This is a genomic window from Nakamurella sp. GG22, from assembly GCF_052976845.2.
The window spans coordinates 81366-97147 of the sequence record NZ_JBRIIO020000003.1 but is presented as its reverse complement, the minus strand read 5'-3'; the positions used below and the strand labels follow the sequence as shown (position 1 = coordinate 97147).

Below are 15782 nucleotides of genomic sequence, written 5' to 3'. Positions count from 1 at the left end.
TCAAGCAGCGATCGGGGCGGCCTCGGTTTTGGGCTTGGGCCAGGCGGCTGCGTCGTCCCAGGGCTCTTGGTGTTGAAGGCACCACCAGAGTCGGCCGAGGAGCTTGTTGGCCAGGTTGCGCAGGGCGGCGTTGTGGCTGTCGCCGGCGGCTCTTCTTTTGTCGTAGTGCGCTCGGGCGCCGACGGACCTGGTGAGCATCGCGAACGCCCACCAGTGACAGGCATCGCCGAGGCGTCGGTTGCGGACCTTGCGTGCTTTGACGAAGTGGGAGCGGCCGGAGGCGCGGGTGACCGGTGCGGTGCCGGCGAAGGCGCGCAGCCCGTTCGCGGTGGCGAATCGGGCTGGATCGTCGCCGATCTCGGCCAGCACCCGGGCGGCCAAGAGCGGCCCGAGACCGGGAGCGGACCTCAGCACCGGGGCGAGCGGGTGGTTGTCGAACTCAGCCGACAGCGCCTGTTCCAGGTCGTCGACGCCGTCGAGCATCACGGTGATGATGCGTATCAGCGACGCGACGGTTCGGCCGAGCGCGGCCTCGACCTGCGGGGGCTGCCGTAACGCCGGCGTCTTCAGACCGGAGATGATCGCCTCGACCAGGGCGGGATCGTTGCGTCGCCCGCAGCGATGCAGCAGGACAACGACCCGACGGGGCGTGAGTTTCAGTCCTTGGGCCGGAGTGGGGGCAGCGGTCAGAACGGCCATCGCCGCGCGGTGCTTCAGGTTTGGAAACACCTGCAGCGCTTGAGGGTAGAACTCCAACAGCACCGATCGGAGGCGGTTGATGGTCTGATGCAGCGCCCAGATCCCCTCCTGGTGCTGACGGGCCAACGCCTTCACCGCCAGAGCGTTGTCGGTGATCGCTGGCATCGGCCGATGCTGATGCCGATCGGTGCGCAGGACGTCGGCCAGGATCGCCGCGTCACCCGGATCGGACTTCTTCCCCGACTGTCCATACCGTTCCCGATACCGCGCCACCGCCCGCGGGTTGATCGGATAGACGACGAAGCCGGCGGCCCGCAGCGCGGAAACGATCAGGTTCTTGTCTGTTTCGATGGCCACCGGGACGGCCGGCGGGTTGTCGGTGTGCTCGGCGAGCAACGTCATCAGCTCACCGAAGCCGGCCACGCCGGTGGTGATCCTTCGTCTGCCGATTACCCGGCCCGATTCGTCGACAACAGCGACGTCGTGGTGCTTCTCCGCCCAATCGATCCCGCAGGTGATTCCCAATTCGCTCTCCCGTTCGCTCGTCGATCCCTTCGCGGTTGAGCCCGAGGGTGCGTGCGGCGACCTAATGGAAGCGCTCGACGGCGCGGCATCTCACCAGCCGATCACGTACCCGGCGACTGGCGGGGCCACCGTCTACGTTCAGACCTCGACGGCCGGTTCAGACAAGGGAGTGGACACCCTCCAGCGGCTCACCACCACCATGCCCCCCGGCCTGGGCCGGTGATATCTCAGGGGCCCCCGCCAGTTCACCACGGGCACCAGGTCAGGGGACCCGGCCCTCCCATTACGTGATGTCGGCAACCCACAACCGGTCCGGGGCCAGCGGCTGGAAGTTCCGCAACACCAGATCACGGGCCCGTTCCGCGGCGGGATCGGCGATCGTGGTGCGTTTGACCACCCCGCGGCGAACGCCGACCAGACCCATCCGGGCCATCAGCCGCTCCACCGTGCAGCGGGCCACCGGGATCCCTTCGCGGTTCAGCTGCAACCACACCTTCCGCGCGCCATACACGGCGAAGTTCTGCTCGTGGACCCGGCGGATCTGCGGTTTCAGGTCCTCGTCGCGGAGCTCACGACGACCGGGCCGGCGCACCACGGTCTCGTAATAGGTCGATGGGGCGACCTTCACGCCGTACTCGGTGAGCACCGCGCAGATCGACTCGACACCCCACCGCAAACCATCACCGACACGACAGTCTTTGTTCTCGTTGATGAATCGGACGATCACCGCTGTGGCCGGTCGAGTTCGGCCGCGAAGAAAACCGAGGCGGCTTTGAGGATGGCGTTGGCCCGTTTCAGCTCGGCGACCTCACGCTTGAGCCGGCGGACCTCCACCGATTCCTCCGACGACATGCCCTGCCGGGCACCCGCGTCGACTTCTGCCTGACGTACCCACTTGCGGACCGTCTCCGCCGTTCCAACCCCGAGGAGCTCAGCGACCCGGCCCATCGCCGCCCACTCCGACTCCTGTTCCGGCATGATCTCGGCGACCATCCGAACCGCCCGCTCTTTCAGCTCAGGCGGATACCTCCTGGTGCTGTTCCCTGGCATGACTCCAACCTTCCCAAGGTTCGAAGTCTCCGGACACACTCCGGGGCGGTTCAGCGCTCCCTGGCCGCCGGGTGCGGTTCAGGGACGCGGCCAGGCAGTCGGCTTGCCGGCCGCAGCGTTGAGCCCATGGCTGGCCGGCGTCCGCATGTGTGGCGGGCAGATACCCGTCAGGCGGGCACCAGCTCGGATTCGGCACTGGGCAGTGCGCGGACAAGCTCTCGACGGGAGCGGATGCGGAGTTTGACGAACACTTTACGTAGGTGCCATTCGACGGTGCGTTTACTGAGGAAGAGCCGTGCGCTGATCTCCGGGTTGGACAGCCCGCCGCGGGCGAGCCGCGCGATCTGCAGTTCTTGCGGGGTCAGCTCGTCTTGGGACTCGGCGGTGCGTTGGCGGACTCTTTCACCGGTGGCGAGTAGTTCGCCCTGAGCGCGCTCGGCGAACGCCGTCATGCCGATCTTCACCATCAGCTCGTGTGCGACACGCAGTTCGGAACGTGCGTCGACGCGACGGTTCTCGCGGCGCAGCCACTCCCCGTAGAGCAGGTGCGCTCGCGCCAGTTCGGGTCGGAGACGCGTGCGGGCCAGCCGGGTGATCGCTTCCTGGTACAGCGGCTCGGCCGCGTCAGATGCGCTGACAAGGGCGCGGGAACGGGCCAGTAGGCCGAGCCCCCAGTCGGCCCCGCAGGTCTCGGTATGTTCAGCGAGCCCGACCAACGCGGCGAGGGCGAGATCGGCGTTCTCCGTCCTGGTTGCGGCCTCAACCTGTTCGCTCAGCGCCCACGACGCGATATACAGCTCCGGTGTGCTGCTGGCGGCGACGACAGCGGCCGCGAGCGCGTCTTCGTAGCGGCCAAGGCCGTTCATCAGCACCGATCTCGCCCAGTGCGCGTACTGGATCGCCGCGCCCTGACCGCTGGCCGTGGCATCGACGATGATGCCGTCGAACAACTCGGCGGCGTCCGCCTCTCGACCGCGAAGGGCGGCAAGCGCGATGCCGGCGTGCGGCGGTATGCGCGTCCCGGTGGCCTCCTTGACCGCGTCAACCTCCGCAACCAATACGCCGGCGCTGGCGAAATCTCCGCCGAACGCCGCCGCTTGACCACAAGCGTTGTCCACCACCGCGAGCACCTCGAGCAACCCCGAGTCGCGGGCCATCTGCACGGCCCGCGCACCGATCTCCAGACCGCTGTCGTAGTCCCAGAGAAAGTTCGCCGCCCGGGTCGCGAGCCAACCCCACCGCATCATCTCGGTCGAAGAAACCCCGGTGCCGGCGAAGGCGGCGACACCACGCCGGAGAGCGGGTGCCGCGGCTGACCGTCCCGCGGTGAAGACCAACGCCAAACCTTCCAGCAGCAGATCCCGCGGAACCGGCAGGCCCGGCCGTCGCGGGGCGTGAGAGGCAGCTCCGGAGACGGCCCGCAGGCCGCCGTTCCGGGCCAGATCACCGGCGAAAAGCGCTGCGCCCCAAGCCTCGAGATAGGTGTCACGAGCAAGACCCGGGTCGATGGACTCCAGCTGTCCCGCCGCCTTCAACAACAGTGCGGGAGCGTCCCCTCCACGGTTCTGCGCGAAGGCGACTTCGGCCCGCAGCAGATCGACGCGGGCACGCCCGAGGTCGTCGAGCGGTCCGACCTCCGCGGCCGCCAGCAGCCCGCGGGCCACCCCGAATGCCCCGGCCCCCAGGCTCGCCTCGGCGGCGGTCAGTGCCCTGGCGGCGTGCCGGGCGGGATCTCCAGTCATCGCTACCGCTCGCTGCAGCAGTGCGGCGGAAGCGGACAGGCCTCCGCGGGCCAGCGCCCAGCGGGCGGAGACTTCCAGCTCGACGGCGATCTGCTCGTCGGGGCTGGTCGCCGCGGCCGCCAGGTGCCAGGCCCGACGGTCCGGATCGACGTCGCGATTCGTCGCCTCGGCCAACGCCAGGTGGGTGGCCCGGCGCTCGGTCCTGGTGGCGGACCGGTACACGGCGGAGCGGACCAACGGGTGCTCGAACCTGACCCGCTCGTCGATGGACAGCAACCCGTCCGTGGCGTCGGCGTCCACGTCCACGTCAACGTCGGGGAATTCGATTCCGAGGCGCTCGCAGGCGCGCCGCACGAGGACGGGGTCACCGACCGGCTCTGCCGCGGCGACCAGTAACAGGCGACGTACAGCCTCGGGAAGGTCACGAAGCCGTCGGGTGAAACTCTGTTCGATCCGGGTCGAGAGGTCGCTGACGTCCGGATCAGCGAACCCGCCGGCCAGTTGCGCCGGGGTCAGATTTCGTGGCAGTTCCTTGAGTGCCAGTGGATTTCCCCGCGCCTCGGCAACAATCCGATCGAACACCGACTTGTCCATGGCGAATCGCAGAGTGGAGTTCAGCATGGCCCGGGCATCGCCGTCGGCCAGTCCGTGCACCTCGAGGACCGGGAAGTGTCGGAGGTTCTCGCCGGGTTCCCTGGCCGCGAAGACAAACCCCACCGGCTCGGCCAACAACCGCCGGGCAACGAAAGCGAGCGTCAAGGCCGACGCCTGGTCCAACCACTGCGCGTCGTCCACGATGCAGAGCAGCGGCTGCTCGTCCACTTCGGACACCAAGCTGAGCACGGCAAGACCGACGAGGAAGCGGTCCGGCGCGGGCCCCGCGGACAGGCCGAAGACGATCCGGAGTGCATCGCGTTGCGGCTCGGGCAATCGCTCGAGGCGATCGAGCAGCGGTGCGCAGAGCTGATGCAGGCTCGCGAACGGCAGTTCCATTTCGGACTCGACGCCCACCGCGCGCACCACGGTCAGTTCGGCGGCGGATTCGACAAGGTACTGCAGCAGAGCGGTTTTCCCGACGCCTGCCACACCCCGCAGGACCATCGACCGACTGTCACCCCGACTCAGGTCGTCGACCAGCTTGTCCAGCAGCGCACACTCGTCCGCGCGTCCCACCAGCTTCATCGGCGTCTGTGGCCCTGGCGGTGGTGCGCGATGAAGACGATGGCCACCAAGTTCATGGAACGAGCCTGACACCAACTATCCCTGGTGGCTATAGGTCACGGTTAAGGGTTTTGTCCTGCTCTGTGGACCCTGCCCGTTGCGTCCTCGCCTCCCGCCGGTCGGCCGACCGGTATGCGCGCCAGTGGCGCACCGGTGCGAGTGACAGGCACGACGAACGAGTCTGGTCCCGTCGCCGGCACCGCGTCGGCGCCCTGAAAGGAGATCGTCATGAGTTCTTCGTCCACCGGTGGATCCGGTCCGGCGGGGCCCGGTTCCGTTGCCGGAGCGCCGAACCTGCCGGCCGGTTTCGCCGAGACGTTCACCAGCCGGTTCATCGACACCGGCGAGGTGCGCCTGCACGCGGTGATCGGCGGAGACGGCCCGCCGGTGCTGCTGGTGCACGGCTGGCCGGAAACCTGGTACGCGTGGCGATTGGTGATGCCTGCGCTGGCCCGGGAGCATCAGGTGATTGCAGTCGACCAGCGAGGGATCGGGCTCTCCGACAAGCCGGAGACCGGATACGACACCGGCACTCTCGCCGACGACATGGTCGCGCTGATGGACATTCTCGGCCACCGGCGGTTCGCCGTCGTCGGTCACGACACGGGGTTCGCCATCGGCTATGCCCTGGCCGCGGATCACCCGGAGCGGGTCGACCGGGTGGCCCTGGCCGAGATCCCCGGGCCTCCCGGGGTTGGACCGTCCCCGCCGCTGTTCGTGCCATCGCAGGTCAACGACAAGCTGTGGCACATCCCCTTCAACCGGGTCCAGGCTCTGCCCGAAAAACTCATAGCGGGTCGCGAGGACGTCTACTTCGGCTACGAGTTCGCCATCCAGGGCGGGACGCTGCCGGCAGATGTCATCGACTACTACGTGCAGGGCCTGTCCAAATCCGACGCACTGACCGGCAGCCTCGGCTTTTACCGGGCATTTGATGAGACCGTGGCCAAGAACGGAAAGCGCAAGGAGCGCCGGCTCGCGATGCCCGTCCTGGCGATCGGTGGCGCGGCCAGCTACGGCGATCATGTGGCCGAAGCGATGAAACTCGTCGCGGACGACGTGCAGGGCGTGGTCATCCCTGGCGCCGGTCATTGGGTGGCCGAGGAGGCGCCCGACGAGATGCTTGCCGCACTGACCCCTTTCCTGGCCGCATAGTCCCCCGACGGTGCGATCGCCGCCCCGACGGTGGTCGCCGTCCCAGCTGAGGCGTCGGCGGAGACTCCGCTGCGCTTGCGGAGCCTCCGCCTTCTGCACCAACAGTCGCGACGAAGCCCTTCCAGTCCACGGCCGCGTCCGAAGGAGATTCACCATGCCGAAGATCGGCGGTGACAGCAGCCCACTCGCCGCCCTCGACGGCGCGCCGGTGTGGCTCAACTCGAAGCCGCTCACCGACAAGGAACTCCGCGGGCGGGTCGTACTCGTCGACTTCTGGACCTACTCCTGCGTCAACTGGTTGCGCACTCTGCCCTACGTCCGAGCATGGCACGAGCGGTATTCCCCGCGCGGCCTGATCGTCATCGGCGTGCATGCACCGGAATTTGACTTCGAGCACGACCTGCACAATGTCCGGCGCGCAGTGAAAGACTTCGATGTCGCCTACCCGGTCGCCATCGACAACGCTTTCATCATCTGGCGCTCGTTCGAGAACCATTACTGGCCGGCTCTCTACCTTCTCGACGGCACTGGCGTTGTCCGTTTCCACCACTTCGGTGAGGAGGCGTACGGAGAGATCGAACGGACAACCCAGCGGCTCCTCGGTGTGCAGGAGGGCCTGGTCCTCGTCAACGCCGGTGGCGTGGCGGAACCGGCCGAATGGCGATCGCTGCATTCCGAGGAGACCTATCTGGGCAACTCCCGTGGCGAGCGACGCGTCGCCGCCGACGCGCGGGTGCTGGCGCTGAACCAATGGTCGCTCCGTGGTCAGTGGTCCATCCAGCAGGAGGCCGTCGTCCTCGGCGTCGACGGGTCGATCGCCTACTGTTTTCAGGGCCGGGATCTCAACATGGTCCTCACACCGCCGGTGCCGGGCGGATCTGTGCGGTTCGTCGTTCACCTCGACGGTGAACCTCCCGGCAAAGACCACGGGCTCGATGTCAACCCGTCAGGCTTCGGAACCGTGTCAACACCGCGGATGTACCAGCTGGTTCGCATGCAGCCGCCGGCCCGTCGACGAATATTCGATATCACCTTCCTTGATCCTGGTGTCCGCGCATATGTCTTCACCTTTGGCTAAAACTGTTCTGCCGCAGAGACCCCGCCGAGCATTTCGACAGGAGGAATACGCCATGGACACCCTGATCATCATCGCGATCACCGTCGTTGCCGTCACGGTCATCGTTCTGTACTGGGCACGTCGCCGGGCGAAGGGGGCGAGCGCTCTGGAGGACTCCCGTTCCCAGGCGCGGCGCTGGGTCGAACGCCTCGGCGGGCAGATCTACACCCTGGAACCGAAGGACAATGCGGCGGCCAGGCAGGCGCTGGCCGATGCTGCGGAACGATTCACCGCGGCCGGCGCTCAAATCGATCAGAGCACCTCGCAGGAGCAATACCGGCTCGCTGGGCTGACCGCCCACGAAGGTCTGTACTACATACGGGCGGCCCGGGTATCGCTCGGATTGGACCCAGGCCCGGAGCTACCCCCGCTGCCCGGTCAACAACAGGCCGGTGCAGTCACCGAAGACCGGTCGGTCGTCGTCGAAAGCCACGAGTACCGCGTGTCGCCCACCCCCAGTGACCACACCCGGCACTACTACCCGGGCGGCACCATTGCCGGTCGGCCGATCCAGCGTGGCTGGTACTCCGACCCTTGGTGGCAGTCCGCGATCGACACCGGCACCTGGGCGCTCAGCAGCTATCTCATCGCCTCAACCTTGTTCTACGGAACGGCAGGGTACGGGTGGGACACCGGCTACGCGGCCGGCTTCCAGGCGGCCGATGGTGATGACGGTCGCCAAGACGCCGACCACGCCAACGCCGCGTCGGGCGACACCGTCTCCCCCGGGGACTTCGACGGTGGGGACTACTGAGCTTCCGAGCAACTCGCCGGGCCTGGATAGCTCCGCCGCTCGACCCGAAGAAGTTGCCAATGATGGGGCTGGAACGACACGGAGAGTCTTTCGATCGCTGCCCTCCTCGAGGTCACCGACTGGATGAGCACCGTTGGGCCCCTCTGCCGAGGAAACCTGTTCCTGCAGCCTCCGGTAGTCAATCGCATCGATCAGTGTGGCGACTGCGCGCTCGCGCGACACCGAGCGCGTAGGTGGGACCTTTGCCCCTGACCGACAGGCAGGACCTCGGTCACAATCCGGCCAGGTGGGTGGATCCGACGGAGACTCGCCCCCGCCGTCGAGACAAGCAGCGGTCGCTTCGCCGGCGTGACGTTCGGAGGTGAGCTCCCCAGGTGAAAAATCGGCCAACTGCGGCCGGCTCCCCTCGGGGCGGGGCCGGGCCCGGACTGGTGCCGGCATGGCTGGCCGGCCAGGTGACCGGTGCTGTCGTCGTGGTGGACGTGTTGCGCGCGTTCACGACGGCGGCGTACGCCTTCGCCGCGGGCGCGCGGCGAATCTGGCTGGTCAGTTCGGTGGAGGAGGCGCTGGCGGTCAAGGCAGCAAGGCCCGGCACGCTGGCGATGGGTTCGGACTGGGGCCGGCGGGTGCCCGGTTTCGACTTCTCCAATTCGCCGGTGGAAATCGAGGGCGCCGACCTCGCCGGCTGCGACATCGTGCAGCGCACCTCGGCCGGCACCGGTGGCGTGGTGAATGCAACGGCGGCCAGCCGCCGCTGGTGCGCGAGCCTGGTCTGCGCCTCGGCCACGGCCGCCGCGGTGAATGCCAGTCGCCTGGGCGAACCCAGTTATGTGATCACGGGGTGGTTCGACAGCGACCATCCCGGCGTGGACGACGTCCAGACTGCACGGCTGATCGAAAGGGCCCGACGCGGGCAGCCGCTGGCCGCTGATCGGACCGTCACAGCCGTCCTCGGCAGTGCCCAGGCCGCTGTGACGCATGCCCTCGGGGTGGGGAATGCCGACCCACGTGACGTCGAACTGGCCACTCGGGTCGACGCTTTCGACTTCGCGATGGAGGCCGAGTCGTCCGCGACCGGACTCGTCCTCCGGATTCGCCGCTGACCAACGGTGTTCGAGAACGGTCATCTGCGTCGCCGGCGAAGGCGGTGATCGGGGACCGGACGAAGACCTCGGGCTGCCCTGCGGGCTGCCCCAAAGGGAAGGCGTATCAGCACCTCCCGGCGCTACGGTCAACGGATGACCGGCCTGCACCGTGCGGCCGCCCGCGGCCGGGAGCGGGCGGCCGAGGAAAGACCGCATTCGGGGGCCTTCCAGCACCCGATCCTGGCCCTGCAGCGGCGCGCCGGTAACCGGGCGACGGCCACTCTGATGCGGGTCGGCGGCTTTTCCGACGCGCTGCCCGGGTCCGGCAACGCGGGGGGGTCGACGACCACAGATCCGGTCACGGCCAACTCGGTGCGGCGGATTCCGGTGACCGGGATCGCGGGCGCGGCGACCGATCGGGCAATCGTGTATCTCCCTGCCGTCATGCCCGCCGGGGGCGGCGCGATCGACGTCCTGCTGCACCTGCACGGCCACCCGGCGGGCGGTCCCGGTGGCTACCTCGGGGGCAAGAAAGATACGGACGTCACCGACCCCGGGGACAAGAAGGAGAGTCGGCCGAGCCCGGAGGCCGACGACATCGACGAGTACCGCATCGGTGCCCAGTTGGCCGCAGCCGGTCGGCCGATGGTCGCCATCCTGCCGCAGGGCGTGGGCAAATCTGACTTCGGCGCAGGTGAGGCCCGCGCGTTCGATGCCGACAGCTACATCCGGTCAACGTTCAGCCGGCTCGGCGCACTCGGCGCCTGGACCGCCAAGGACGCCCCGACTCCGGGCCCCGTGGTGCTGTCCGGCCACAGCGGCGCCGACAACCCGATGAGCCGGATGCTCTCGTCCTCGCTCGGGCCGAAGAACCTGGGTGCGCTGTTCCTGTTCGACACGATGTACCCCGGCGCGGGATTCGTCGAGAAGATCTGGGTCTACGTCAAGGGACGGCTGGACGGCGAGTTGGCCGCTCTCGAGGCCATTCGCGAGGGCAGCACCGAACAGGACGCGGATGCCGCCGGCTCCTCGGACGGGCCACGCCCGGCGTCGTCGGCAGCCGTGCTGGAACCGATGCTTGACTACGTGCTGCGACAGGGTTTTCGGTTGTTCAACGTTCACGGCGGCAGCACCTACAAGCCGCAGTCGGATCAACTGGCGAAGGCCATCGACGGCTGGTTCGCCCAGCCGCGGGTGGGGCGGGTGGTGGGGGGCGCGGATTCGCCTCTCCGTGACGCCTGGCGCGGTAATTTCGAGATCTTCCGCTCGGCCGACCGCGCCAAGGGCGTCCACATGCGAATCCTGCGGTACGGGGATCACCTGAAGAAGGCCGTGGATCTCCTGCCACAAAGGATGGCCGTGGACGCCCCGGCGCTTGATGTGACCGTGTCGCGGGCACCCGCGCCGAACCCGGCGGATGCCAAGCCTGCTGACGGACAACCGGAGAAGACCCCGGAGGAGTTGATCGCGGACGCGTCGAATCGCATCCACACGACACTCCTGGCCGCCGCGGCGCCGTTCATCGGAACCGCGGACGCCGCGGACATCCCGGGAATGCTGACCATGCAGATTATCTCGGGAGCAAAGGATCCGCGGAAGAAACTCAAAGCGGACAACAGAATGCGTCCGCTCTACGACGCACTCTGGGATCAGAAGGTGATCGACGACCTGAGGACGGTCGATGACCCGGCGGCGGACACGACGGCCAAGAAAAAGCCGAAGAAGGCCGAGGATCGGCGCCGTGCCATCCTGACCGGCCTACTGTCGGGGCTGCTGCCCAGTTCGGCAGCCGGGGCCGCGGTGGCCGCGCCCGGCAAGCCGCTGGACAAGGCGGCCGAGATGGCCACCGAGAAATCGCTGGTCTCGAAGACCCTGCTCGACCTCACGACGGACAAATCCTGGGAGAATGTGCGGATCGCCGTCGTCGTGAAATTCGGCGGACTCGTCGACGGGCCACGGTTGGCCATCGAGCGCGCGAACACTTACTACGGCAGCCTGGTTCCGGCGAAGTTCCTCAACTACAACGGTTTCACCGTGGTTCATCCCCATCTGCAAGCGGCACTGACAAAGGCGGAAACGTACCTCAAGCCGAAGTTGGCCAGCCTTCCCAAAGAGGAGGTCGATGGGATCGACGCTGCCGTCAAGAAGATGTGGAGCACGGTGATCCGGCCCAATCAGAATGCCAGACACAAACTGTCGGACCACAGCTTCGGTTGGGCCATCGACATCGACGCGGCGAAGAACCCGAACATCGGAAAGGGGGCGGGCCTGGCCGCGGTGGCCGCCGTCGCCGGCAAGAACCCACGTGCAACCAAGACGGCCGGACTGTCCGCCGACAAGGTCCAGACATCGGCCACCGAACTGCGCCAACTCAGCAAGGATTACGTGACAGCGATGTCCACCGACACCACCGTCGCTGCGGTCCTGCTGCGGCTCGCGAACGAAGGTCGGACGGCGGCAAAGCTTCCCGCTCTCGAATCCGGCGCCGGCGCAACTCTTGTGACCGCGGTCAAGACCGCCAAAGCCGCGGATCGGGCGACCGCAGTGCAGAACGCGGTGTGGCCGGAGGGAAAGGATCTGCCGCCGGTGGTCTCGGGGAAGGGCAAGTCGAAGAAGGTCAAGAAAGCCGCAGCCCCGGCGCAATTGCAGGAGTCGATCGCCACCATCGAAACCGTTGGCACGGCGTACCGGACGTCATTCGGCAAGAAAGGGGCGCGGGTCGCAGCGAAGACTGAGGGCAGCGCCGGGTCGGTCGCCGCGCACGGGTTTCTCAGCCTGCCGCCGGCATTGGTCGCGGCCCTTTCCGGCTCCGACGCGGGCGGCCTGATATGGCTGGGTACAGCGAACCAGGATTACATGCATTTCGAGCTGGCCAAGGAACCCGCATTGTTCGACGCATCGGCGGGTGCCACCAAACCCGCGGACGCAACAGGCTCCGAGTGATCGATTCGCGGACGGACCTCAGCCGATCTGCTCGAACAGCAACACGATGGCAGCGCATTGTGAGATCTTCGAGGGTGGTCTGCGGCGTGCCGTTTCACCTCTTTGCGGGAAGCGGTTCGCTCAGTGCGTCCAACTGCGTCTGCAGCGCCGCGGTTGTCTCGTCGAGATCTGTCATGACGTCGGGGTCCGCGGTGACCGACACGGCGAGCGCGCCGGCGTAGGAGAGCGCGGCGAAGGTCACGGTGACGTTGCCGGAACCTGTTCCCAAGGGTCTTGGGCGCCCGGGCTCCATGACAAGGACCGCGCCGAACTGCTCGGGCACGACGGACCCCTGGACAGCCAGGAACATCAGGTCGCCCGCAGCCGTCCGCTCGATCGGGTGCATCCACCGACCTCCTCCGTGCCACCCCCATCTCAACGATCGTCACTCGCGCGAGCCAGAGGCGAAGGTCATCGGCAGCCGGATCTCGCTGGTGCCCGACGAGGTCGGCGGGGCGCTGTCCGATCCCATGCCCGTGCAATGGGGGGCGAAGCGCTGACAGTCATCCCGAGAGTGGATTCGGGTTCGACGGCCTTGACGTCGCCGCCGGGTGGTGTGGGCTGACCGGGCAGACCACGACCTTTCCGAGTGCACGGCCCTCGCCGACGCGAGCAAGTGCGGCCGGCACCTCGTCGAGGGTGAAGATGCGGTCGATGTGGATCTTCAGCTGCCCGGTCACGCACATCTCGGCCAGCGACTCGAAGTGCGCCGGACCCTGTTTCACGGCGAGCACCCCGATCGATCGCCCGGTGAGGCGCCCGACCACCGGACCGACGGTGACCACCCGGAGGAGCGTGCCCACCGACGCGCCCACACACCGATAGCGGCCACCGGGCGCCAGCACCCTGCGGTAGGCGAATACCGACCGGTGGGCGACCATGTCGAGAATCAGGTCGTACGGCGGGGTGGTACGCGTGAAGTCCTGCCGGCCGTAGTCGATCACGTCGTCGGCACCTACCGACAGCATGAACTCCTGTTTGGCGGCGTTGTCGACTCCTGTGACGTGCGCGCCGAGGCGGGCACAGAGCTGGATGGCAAAGGTTCCCGACCCGCCGCCTGCGCCGTTGATCAGCACCCTGCTGCCCGGCACGGCTGTGCGGACCCCCTGCAGGGCGATCGCACCCGCCTGCGGGATGGTCGAGGCCTCGGCGAACGTGAGTCCGGCCGGTTTGGTCGCGAGCGCTGATTCCGGCGCGACCGCATATTCTGCGAAACCTCCTTTCAAGGCGAGGTTGTCGCCGTACACCTCGTCTCCAGGGCGGAATCGGGCGACCCCCGGCCCCACGGCGTCGACGACACCGGCGACGTCCGACCCGAGGGTCCGACGAGCCGGGCGACGAAGGCCGCCGATCCTGGCGTATGCCGGAGATCCACGCAGCGCTTCCCAGTCGCTGAGATTGACCGAGGTCGCGGCCACCTTCACCCGCACCCGTCCCGCCGCGGGCGGGGGGATCGGCACGTCGGCGACTCGCAACACGTCACAGTCCCCGTAGCGGTCGTACACGACCGCCTTCACGCCGAACCCGTTCCAACGGTGGTCATCGCAGCAAACCTAGTCGGCCCGAGCGGAATAGCGGTGACGTGCCATTCGAATATGGATTGTCGGCGTGCCCGGTGTCGCGGCGAGGTGCTCGGCAAACGCTGAATAGTCCTCTTGGCCGCAGGACTGGATGCGGTCAGGTGTTCGATTCGTCGGACCGAGGCTCCAGCGCATTCAGCAATTCCTGCATGGTCGCGCACATGTCGTCGAAGCGTTGTCCGGTGAGGACATCCCTCCATTGCTGTTCGATCTCCGCCACCCGGTTGCCGGCGTCGTCGAGTGCCTGCCGACCGCGGGTGGTGGGGAAGATCAGCTTGGCGCGCCGATCGGCAGGGTCGGGACGTCGCTCGAAGTAGCCCAGTCGTTGCAGATCGCTGACGAGTTCCGAGGTGGTGGCCAGGCTCAATTGCGCTCGGGTTGCCAGGTCCGTCAGCCGGATGCCGTCGATACCCACGTTGCCGAAAATGTGTAGATGCGCTTCGCGCAGGTCGGCGTATCCGCGCTCGCCGGCCGCTGAGAACAGTTCGGCGCGAAACTCTCGGAGTAATCGACCCAGCAGTTGGCCGATCGCGGGGCGATCGGGCGGCAGATCTCTTGACGTCGGCACAACTCGGCAGCATACTTCGGAGACCGAAGCTTCGGACGCCGAAGCAATACTGGGAGATGAGATGATGCAACCCGCGCCGCCACCATCGATGTCGATCACGACCAGGGTCGGACCGCTGAACGTGCAGACGATCGGCTCGGGTCCGCCGGCCGTGCTGTGGCACAGCCTTTTCGTGGACTCCACCACCTGGGACAGGCTCCTGCCGCGGTTGGCCACCGATCGGCGGCTCGTACTCGTCGACGGGCCCAACCATGGTGCCAATCCACGGCGGAAGATCCGCTTCTCACTGGCTGATTGTGTCGGGGCCGCTGAGGACGTACTCGGTCATTTCGGTATCGATGACCCGGTCGATTGGCTGGGTAACGCCTGGGGTGGTCACGTCGGCATCATGTTTGCTGCTGCGAACCCGAGCCGGTGTCGGACGTTGATGACCATCGGTGCTCCGGTCCACGCACTCACCGCCCAGGAGCGGCGGCGGGTCCAGATGCTGTCGGCTCTCTACTTCGTCGCCGGACCTCGGCCGGTGCTTCGCCCCTTGGTGGACGCGTTGGTGGGAGCTGCTGCCAGGGTCGAGGATCCTGATGCCGCAGCCATTGTCGCGAACGCCTTCGAGCGTCCGGGTCGCCTCGGCATGTACGACGCGATCCGTTGGCTGAGCCTGACTCGACCGAACCTCACTTCGGTCCTGGAGGGACTGGACGTACCAACGGTGCTGGCCACCGGGCAGGACGATCCGATGTGGACGGTCCAGGCCGCTCGGGCCGCTGCCGTCCATCTGCCTCAGGGCACTATGACGATTCTTCCCGGTGCCGGTCATGTCGGGCCGCTGCTGCACCGGACACCTGCTGCGGGGGAACTGATTTCCGCGTTCTGGCACGATCCGAACGGCACAATCGCCACCCATCGGGCCGCGATGTCAGCCAGGTCGGGCTGAGCCCTGGACCCGTCTTGAATCAGTGCGGGACGTCGTCGTCAAGACGCCTGCGCGATGAGACGAGGTCGGCCGTCCATCGCTCGCACGTCGCGGGAAGACCTGAAGGCGCGCGCTGGCGGGTCCGTGCCAACGCGGTCACCCCCGCCGACATAGAGACACCGATGACGACGGCACTCGCCAAGATGAGAAGACAAGGATGGCCGGAGCGAGCCTCATCGGCCGGTTCTCCCACCCCGACGAGATCGACGCCACCGTCAACTTCCTCCTGACCGCCGGCGCTGCCTCCATCACCGGCCAGGTCCTGCAGCCCAACGGCGGTGTGTATTTCAACTGACCCCCATTCACTGCCACGGTGCGGTGCGGTGCGGTG

At 67.4% G+C, this 15782-nt stretch carries 13 protein-coding genes and 1 pseudogene; 8 read left to right on the top strand and 6 right to left on the bottom strand.

From position 1 onward, the window contains the following. Positions 1 to 1224, bottom strand: a complete 1224-nt coding sequence (locus ACVBEQ_RS04640; protein ID WP_447152262.1) for an IS110 family RNA-guided transposase — start codon at positions 1222 to 1224, stop codon at positions 1 to 3. Between ACVBEQ_RS04640 and ACVBEQ_RS04635 the strand changes: the two genes are divergently transcribed. Then, on the top strand, positions 1214 to 1447 hold the full coding sequence (locus tag ACVBEQ_RS04635) for a hypothetical protein (RefSeq protein ID WP_447152261.1): 234 nt from the start codon (positions 1214 to 1216) through the stop codon (positions 1445 to 1447). The two genes, ACVBEQ_RS04640 and ACVBEQ_RS04635, sit on opposite strands and share 11 nt — an antisense overlap. A gap of 63 nt (positions 1448 to 1510) precedes the next feature. Here the strand turns inward: ACVBEQ_RS04635 and ACVBEQ_RS04630 are convergent. Further along, positions 1511 to 2274: pseudogene (locus ACVBEQ_RS04630) on the bottom strand (IS3 family transposase); the annotation flags it as partial. 167 nt (positions 2275 to 2441) lie between these two features. Continuing rightward, entirely contained in the window at positions 2442 to 5198 is a 2757-nt protein-coding gene (locus ACVBEQ_RS04625) for an ATP-binding protein (RefSeq protein WP_447152260.1), read from the bottom strand. A 267-nt stretch (positions 5199 to 5465) separates the two neighbouring features. Here ACVBEQ_RS04625 and ACVBEQ_RS04620 point away from each other — a divergent pair, with 267 nt between their 5' ends. The 5 genes from ACVBEQ_RS04620 to ACVBEQ_RS04600 all read left to right on the top strand — a co-directional run bounded on the left by ACVBEQ_RS04620 (position 5466) and on the right by ACVBEQ_RS04600 (position 12291). Further along, positions 5466 to 6392 (top strand): alpha/beta fold hydrolase, encoded by a 927-nt coding sequence (locus ACVBEQ_RS04620; protein WP_447152259.1) that lies wholly within the window; start codon positions 5466 to 5468, stop codon positions 6390 to 6392. A gap of 154 nt (positions 6393 to 6546) precedes the next feature. Beyond that, complete coding sequence (locus ACVBEQ_RS04615) at positions 6547 to 7470, top strand: thioredoxin family protein (RefSeq protein ID WP_447152258.1); 924 nt, start codon at positions 6547 to 6549, stop codon at positions 7468 to 7470. Positions 7471 to 7522: 52 nt separating this feature from the next. Then, positions 7523 to 8263 carry a hypothetical protein gene (locus ACVBEQ_RS04610; protein WP_447152257.1) on the top strand — a complete coding sequence of 247 codons (741 nt, stop codon included), beginning with the start codon at positions 7523 to 7525 and terminating at the stop codon, positions 8261 to 8263. 374 nt (positions 8264 to 8637) lie between these two features. Further along, positions 8638 to 9366, top strand: coding sequence for a 2-phosphosulfolactate phosphatase (locus ACVBEQ_RS04605; RefSeq protein WP_447152256.1), 729 nt, complete (start codon positions 8638 to 8640; stop codon positions 9364 to 9366). Positions 9367 to 9501: 135 nt separating this feature from the next. Beyond that, positions 9502 to 12291, top strand: coding sequence for a hypothetical protein (locus tag ACVBEQ_RS04600; protein WP_447152255.1), 2790 nt, complete (start codon positions 9502 to 9504; stop codon positions 12289 to 12291). Positions 12292 to 12385: 94 nt separating this feature from the next. Here the strand turns inward: ACVBEQ_RS04600 and ACVBEQ_RS04595 are convergent, their stop codons facing one another. The 3 genes from ACVBEQ_RS04595 to ACVBEQ_RS04585 form a co-directional block, all read right to left on the bottom strand. Beyond that, the gene (locus ACVBEQ_RS04595; protein WP_447152254.1) at positions 12386 to 12676 is read right to left on the bottom strand and encodes a WS/DGAT domain-containing protein; all 291 of its coding nucleotides are present in this window, start codon (positions 12674 to 12676) and stop codon (positions 12386 to 12388) included. Between the two features lie 157 nt (positions 12677 to 12833). Beyond that, positions 12834 to 13847, bottom strand: coding sequence for an NAD(P)-dependent alcohol dehydrogenase (locus ACVBEQ_RS04590; RefSeq protein ID WP_447152253.1), 1014 nt, complete (start codon positions 13845 to 13847; stop codon positions 12834 to 12836). A gap of 160 nt (positions 13848 to 14007) precedes the next feature. Further along, positions 14008 to 14478 carry a MarR family winged helix-turn-helix transcriptional regulator gene (locus tag ACVBEQ_RS04585; RefSeq protein ID WP_447152252.1) on the bottom strand — a complete coding sequence of 157 codons (471 nt, stop codon included), beginning with the start codon at positions 14476 to 14478 and terminating at the stop codon, positions 14008 to 14010. A 61-nt stretch (positions 14479 to 14539) separates the two neighbouring features. On the opposite strand from ACVBEQ_RS04585, the gene ACVBEQ_RS04580 reads away from it, so the two are divergent. Together ACVBEQ_RS04580 and ACVBEQ_RS04575 are read left to right on the top strand one after the other, a co-directional pair. Further along, positions 14540 to 15412, top strand: a complete 873-nt coding sequence (locus tag ACVBEQ_RS04580; protein ID WP_447152251.1) for an alpha/beta fold hydrolase — start codon at positions 14540 to 14542, stop codon at positions 15410 to 15412. 196 nt (positions 15413 to 15608) lie between these two features. Continuing rightward, a complete protein-coding gene (locus ACVBEQ_RS04575) occupies positions 15609 to 15746 on the top strand; it encodes a hypothetical protein (protein WP_447152250.1) in 138 nt (45 codons plus the stop codon). Positions 15747 to 15782 lie beyond the last annotated feature (36 nt).

What these genes read in the sequence shown, in the direction of transcription:
- ACVBEQ_RS04625 (WP_447152260.1), bottom strand. Translation starts at nt 5,198, where the DNA reads ATGAAGCTGGTGGGACGCGCGGACGAGTGTGCGCTGCTGGACAAGCTG.
- ACVBEQ_RS04575 (WP_447152250.1), top strand. Translation starts at nt 15,609, where the DNA reads ATGGCCGGAGCGAGCCTCATCGGCCGGTTCTCCCACCCCGACGAGATC.
- ACVBEQ_RS04620 (WP_447152259.1), top strand. Translation starts at nt 5,466, where the DNA reads ATGAGTTCTTCGTCCACCGGTGGATCCGGTCCGGCGGGGCCCGGTTCC.
- ACVBEQ_RS04610 (WP_447152257.1), top strand. Translation starts at nt 7,523, where the DNA reads ATGGACACCCTGATCATCATCGCGATCACCGTCGTTGCCGTCACGGTC.
- ACVBEQ_RS04600 (WP_447152255.1), top strand. Translation starts at nt 9,502, where the DNA reads ATGACCGGCCTGCACCGTGCGGCCGCCCGCGGCCGGGAGCGGGCGGCC.
- ACVBEQ_RS04595 (WP_447152254.1), bottom strand. Translation starts at nt 12,676, where the DNA reads ATGCACCCGATCGAGCGGACGGCTGCGGGCGACCTGATGTTCCTGGCT.
- ACVBEQ_RS04580 (WP_447152251.1), top strand. Translation starts at nt 14,540, where the DNA reads ATGATGCAACCCGCGCCGCCACCATCGATGTCGATCACGACCAGGGTC.
- ACVBEQ_RS04615 (WP_447152258.1), top strand. Translation starts at nt 6,547, where the DNA reads ATGCCGAAGATCGGCGGTGACAGCAGCCCACTCGCCGCCCTCGACGGC.